This is a genomic window from Microbacterium sp. B24 (genome assembly GCF_000333415.1).
In the GTDB taxonomy this organism is placed as follows: domain Bacteria; phylum Actinomycetota; class Actinomycetes; order Actinomycetales; family Microbacteriaceae; genus Microbacterium.
On the sequence record NZ_BADB01000033.1, the window covers coordinates 1 to 5,401 of the forward strand.

7 protein-coding genes are annotated in these 5,401 nt (G+C 69.8%); 4 read left to right on the plus strand and 3 right to left on the minus strand.

Translation table 11 applies throughout. The features are described 5' to 3' along the window. Nucleotides 1–410, plus strand: a 410-nt coding sequence (locus I5I_RS00595; protein ID WP_036315059.1) for a PHP domain-containing protein, incomplete at its 5' end; no start/stop codon positions are given. A 7-nt stretch (nt 411–417) separates the two neighbouring features. Beyond that, the gene (locus I5I_RS00600) at nt 418–1,284 is read left to right on the plus strand and encodes a DUF817 domain-containing protein (RefSeq protein WP_036315061.1); all 867 of its coding nucleotides are present in this window, start codon (nt 418–420) and stop codon (nt 1,282–1,284) included. A gap of 45 nt (nt 1,285–1,329) precedes the next feature. Here I5I_RS00600 and I5I_RS00605 read toward each other — a convergent pair whose 3' ends face one another. Next, nucleotides 1,330–2,853, minus strand: a complete 1,524-nt coding sequence (locus I5I_RS00605; RefSeq protein ID WP_036315063.1) for a DEAD/DEAH box helicase — start codon at nt 2,851–2,853, stop codon at nt 1,330–1,332. A 161-nt stretch (nt 2,854–3,014) separates the two neighbouring features. On the opposite strand from I5I_RS00605, the gene I5I_RS00610 reads away from it, so the two are divergent. Further along, entirely contained in the window at nt 3,015–3,731 is a 717-nt protein-coding gene (locus I5I_RS00610) for a ferritin-like fold-containing protein (protein ID WP_036315065.1), read from the plus strand. Nucleotides 3,732–3,761: 30 nt separating this feature from the next. Here I5I_RS00610 and I5I_RS00615 read toward each other — a convergent pair whose 3' ends face one another. Continuing rightward, nucleotides 3,762–4,052, minus strand: a complete 291-nt coding sequence (locus I5I_RS00615; RefSeq protein WP_036315068.1) for a hypothetical protein — start codon at nt 4,050–4,052, stop codon at nt 3,762–3,764. A gap of 16 nt (nt 4,053–4,068) precedes the next feature. Then, nucleotides 4,069–4,293, minus strand: a complete 225-nt coding sequence (locus I5I_RS00620) for a DUF3107 domain-containing protein (RefSeq protein ID WP_036315071.1) — start codon at nt 4,291–4,293, stop codon at nt 4,069–4,071. A 175-nt stretch (nt 4,294–4,468) separates the two neighbouring features. Here I5I_RS00620 and I5I_RS00625 point away from each other — a divergent pair. Further along, on the plus strand, nt 4,469–5,401 hold a 933-nt coding region (locus I5I_RS00625), incomplete at its 3' end, for a UvrD-helicase domain-containing protein (protein ID WP_036315074.1).

A 5,401-nucleotide genomic window follows, 5' to 3' on the forward strand; every position in this document is an offset into this window, starting at 1 on the left:
ACGTCCGCGATCGGGGGGAGGCGTTCGCCGGCATCCTTCACCCCGGCAGCGATTACTACGTCGACCTGTACGCGCCCGATCCGGTGACCGCGGTGGCGGCGGTGGTGGATGCCGGAGGTGTGCCGATCATCGCTCATCCGGCGGGCAGAGGGGGCTTGCTGCCCGAAGGTCTCCTGGGGCGCATGCTCGATGCCGGGCTCGCGGGCTTCGAACTCGGCCATCGGGAGAACCGGGAGCCGGCACTGGGGGCGCTGCAGACGCTCGTGGCCGAGCGGGACCTCATCGTCACCGGATCCAGCGACTATCACGGACTGGGAAAGCCCAACCAACCGGGAGAGTTCACGACCGCCGACGAGATGGTGCAGCGCATCATCGGGAGGGCGACGGGCAGTTCGCCCGTTTTCGCCTGATCTCGCGATGCAGCAACCCACACCGCTCGAGCGGCGCATCGATGCGGCCGCTCACCGCGTGCTTCGGGGCGCGCCCGACCGCGGCGCGCGCGCGACAGCCGTGGAGTTGGCCGTCTTCGTGGTCAAGCAGGCGTGGGCCTGCGTGTTCGGCTTCTCGTTGCTGGCGGTGATCGTCGCGGCCCGATTGTGGTGGCCCGACGATGCTGCGCTGGCGCGCAACGACGCGTTGACGATCGCGGCCGTACTGATCCAGATCGCGATGCTCGCGGGGCGGCTCGAAACCGGCCGTGAACTGTGGGTGATCGTGCTCTTCCACGTCGCCGGCACGGTGATGGAACTGTTCAAGACGGATGCCGGATCGTGGACCTACGCGGCCGACGGCGTGCTGCGAATCGGCGGCGTACCGCTGTTCAGCGGATTCATGTACGCCGCCGTCGGCTCGTACATGGTGCGCGTCTACCGGCTGTTCGATCTCGCGTTCGTCCGCTACCCGCCGCGGTGGATCACGACGATCGTGGCGGCATCGATCTACGTGAACTTCTTCGCGCATCACTTCGTCTGGGATCTGCGCTGGGTGCTCCTTGTCGCTGTCGCGCTGCTCTGGGCTCGGACGGTCATGCACGCGCGCGCCTGGCGTCGCACATTGAGGCTGCCGCTCCTGGCGGCCTACGCCGGCGTGGCGCTGTTCATCTACCTCGCAGAGAACATCGGCACGTGGGCGGGTGCGTGGGCGTACCCCGACCAGCTGGATGGATGGCATCCCGTCTCGATCACGAAACTGGTGTCGTGGTTCCTGCTGATGATCGTGTCGGTCGTCATGGTGACCTGGGTCTACCCGCCGCAGGCGCCGGCGACCGAGCCTGCGGGGCGGTGAACGGCCTCGGCGCGGTGCCCGAGGCGATGCGATCAGCGCGTAAGGTCAGGCTCCCGCGACAGGGGGAGCGGCGGGTGCGCCGCCGCCCGAGCCGCGGCGACGACGGCGGCGACGCGCGGGCGCGGCGTTGCCGTCGCGGTGCTCCTTGCCGGCGCCGTCGTGGGTTCCTGCGCCCTCGGCGGCAGCGGCAGCATCGCCGGTGTGCGCCGTCTCGGCATCCGCGCCCGTCGACGATCCTTCGGCGAACGTCGAGCCGATCGTCGACGACCCGGAGCGGCGACGGCGGCGACGGCGGGTGCCGGTCTCAGCGGCTCCCTCGGCCGCGGCATCGGCTGCGCGCTCGGGAGCCGGGCGCTGCGTGCGCACCGCCTCCGTCTTGGGCGCCTTCGCGATGCGGCCCTTGGTCCCCGCCGGGATGTCCAGGTCGGTGTACAGGTGCGGGCTCGACGAGTACGTCTCGACCGGCTCCGGCTGCCCGAACTCGAGCGCCCGGTTGATCAGGGCCCACTTGTGCAGGTCGTCCCAGTCGACGAAGGTGATGGCGATACCCGTCTTGCCGGCGCGGCCGGTGCGTCCCGCGCGGTGCAGGTAGGTCTTCTCGTCGTCCGGGATCGTGTGGTTGATGACGTGGGTCACGTCGTCGACATCGATACCGCGGGCGGCGACGTCGGTGGCGATCAGCACGTCCTTCTTGCCGGCCTTGAACGCGGCCATCGACCGCTCACGCGCCTCCTGGCTCATGTCGCCGTGCACGGCACCCGCATTGAACCCTCGGTCGTTCAGCTCGTCCACCAGCTTCTGAGCGGCGCGCTTGGTGCGGGTGAAGACCACCGTCTTACCCCGGCCCTCCGCCTGCAGGATGCGGGCGATCACCTCGTCCTTGTCGAGCGAGTGGGCGCGGTAGACGAGGTGCTTGATGTTGGCCTGCGTCAGTCCCTCATCGGGGTCGGTCGCCCTGATGTGGATCGGGTTGCTCATGAAGCGGCGCGCGAGGGCCACGATGGGGCCGGGCATCGTCGCCGAGAAGAGCTGGGTGTGGCGCACCGGCGCGACCTTCTGGAAGATCTTCTCGATGTCGGCGAGGAAGCCCAGGTCGAGCATCTTGTCGGCCTCGTCGAGCACGACTTCGATCGCACCGCTCAGATCGAGCAGGCGCTGGTTGTTGAGATCGATCAGGCGACCCGGTGTGCCGACGACGATCTGCGCACCGGCTTTCAGCTGGTCGATCTGGCCTTCGTACGCCTTGCCGCCGTAGATGGCGACCACGCTCGTGGAGCGGTTCTGGGTGAGCATGTCCATGTCTTCGTAGACCTGGACGGCCAGCTCGCGGGTCGGAACGACGATGAGCGCCTTCACACCCGGCGCCGGGTCGAGGCCGAGACGCTGGACGACGGGGATGCCGAAGCCGAAGGTCTTGCCCGTTCCGGTCTTGGCCTGGCCGATGATGTCCTGGCCCGGCAGCCCCAGCGGAATCGTCTGCTCCTGAATGGGGAAGGCGTCCACGATGCCCTTGGAGGCGAGGGCCTCGACGATGTCGGGATCGATTCCGAGTTCAGCGAATGTCGTCACAATACGTGCCTGTCTGGCGGTGAGAAGCCGCCGGTGAGGAAGTCCACGCCTTCTACTCATCCGCAGGCGCGGGGGTCTCGATCCATCGCCGAGACCTGACCAGCCTACCGGAGGGTGTCGTGACGACCTCGGAAGCGGCGGGTCGCATCTAGGCTGGGGGCGTGGTGACCTGGCCCTGGCAGCGCGACCGCACCGTCGCACGGACGCTGCGCGTGCGCTCTCGCGGCGACTTCGGCGACGTCCGGCGCGTCGACTTCGAAGAGCTCGCACCCGACATCGACACGTTCCTCGGTCAGGCCGCGTACCTGCAGCTCGGATACTTCGAGACGCTCAGCGAGCTGATCGCACCGACCCCCGAGCTGACGCAGAAGGAATCGATCTCGGTGGCTGCCGGAGCGGCCCTGCACAAGCACCGCGCGATCCTCGCCCTCATCCGTGAACGCGGCGACGATCCCCTCGATCTCATGCTTCCCTTCCGTGAGCCGCTCGACGCATTTCGCCGGTCGACGCACGGTGCCCGCTCCCTCGAGACGATGCTCTCGGTGCACATCACGGCGGGCATGCTGGACGACTTCTATCTGGCGCTGTCCTCCAGCTACGGCGTGACGGGCCGGCGGGTCGCGGAGATCCTGCGCGGCGACGACGACCGGCAAGCCCTCGTCGACATCATCGCGGGCGCGATCGCCGCCGATGAGCAGTGGAAATCGCTGCTCGCTCTGTGGGGACGTCGCCTCGTGGGCGACACCCTGCTCATCGCCCGCGCCGCGCTTCGTCCTCAGACCTTGGATGCCGCGGAGGAGCGCAAGGTCGAGCCGGTGTTCACCGACCTTCTCGGTGCGCACTCGCGTCGCATGTCTGCGATGGGGCTCGACGCCTGACAGAGGGGCCGCGCCGTCGGCCCGGCGAGCTCAGGAGATCTTCAGCCGCAACCGCTCGCGCGCGTCGTGGTTCGCGCGCACTCGCGTGAGGATGGCGAGGACCGCGGGTACGACGACCGCGGGGACGGCGATCGAAAGGATCCACAGCCACGGGTCCAGCGTCGTCAGACCGGCCCAGGTGAGGGCCATCCAGACCACTCCGCCCAGGACGGCACCGAGCACGGGGGCGACGGCGCTGCCACGCGAGGGGCGTCCGGGCATGAGGTAGTGCAGGACGCCGCCGTAGGCGCCGCCGAAGATGAACGCGAGCAGGATGTCCACGGTGGGATGCCGGTGCTCAGGCGACGAAGCCGACGCGCCGGGACTCTTCCGTGCCGACCTCGATGAAGGTGATGCCGGCCGTGGGAACGATGTAGGTGTTGCCCTTGACGTCGGTGAAGGTGACGAAGGACTCCGAGGCCTCGAGGGCCTTCTGGATCGTGCTTGTCACGGCATCCGCCGACTGGGCCGACTCGAAGCTGAGCTCCCGAGCGGTGTTCGCGATGCCGATGCGGATCTCCACGGTGATTGCCTCACTTCTGTTCATGACCCGCCGCCGTCGGCGGCCGGAGCGGACCGGTACCCCGGCCGCACCTCGACTCTACGACACCGGATCGGGCGCGGGATCGCGCGCAGGGCAGTGCGCCGCTCGCTGTGCGCGAACGCTCGTGTCGGTGTGTCCGGCTAGCGTGAGAGGCATGGATCGTGTGACGTGGGATGCCGCTCAGCGTGCCGTCATCGACCTTCCCGCCGACGCGTCCGGCGTCGTGGTGGGCGCCCCGGGATCGGGTAAGACCGCGACCGCGATCGCGCGGGTCGGCGCACTCGTCCGGCCGCCCGCGGGCCACACCCGCGGCGCGTTGCTGCCGGACGAGGTGCTCGTGCTGACTCCGTCTCGGACCTCCGCGACCGCACTGCGTGATCGCCTCGCTCTCGCCGTCGACGTCGCCACGCCCGGCGCATTGGCGCGCTCGATCGTCGCGTTCGCCTATCAGATCATCCGCGCCGACGCCGTCCATCGCGGCGACCCGGCGCCCCAGTTGCTGACCGGCCCGGACGAGGATCAGGTCATCGCCGACCTCCTGGCCGGGGATTGCGAGGATGAGGCCGAGGGCTTCACCCGGTGGCCGTCCTCGCTGCCGGCCGCGGTGCGCTCCACACGGGCGTTCCGCGCGGAGCTGCGGGCTCTGCTCGCCGAGTGCGCCCAGCTCGGGATCTCGCCGGACGGTCTGTCGGACCTCGCGGCGCAGCACGGCGTCGCCGAGTGGGCGGCGGCGGCGTCCTTTTCCCGGGAGTACCTGTATGCGCGCGACCGCATGCGCGGCGCCCACCGCGACGCCGCGGGTCTCGTGCGCGAGGCACTGGGCCTGGTCCGCACGCTCCCGGCCGGAGCGCCAGGACTTGCCGCGCTGGAGCGGCTGCGGGCGATCGTGGTGGACGACGCCCAGGAGCTGACTCTCGGCGGGGTGGAGCTCCTGGAGGCGTGCCGCTCTCGGGGTGTCGCCGTGCTGGCGTTCGGCGATCCGGATGTCGGCTCGGGGAGCTTCCGCGGCGCCAGCCCGGAGAACTTCTCCCGCCTCGCAGCCGCCGGGCCGTGCACGTGCTGGAGCGGAGCACCGCGGCACGACGCC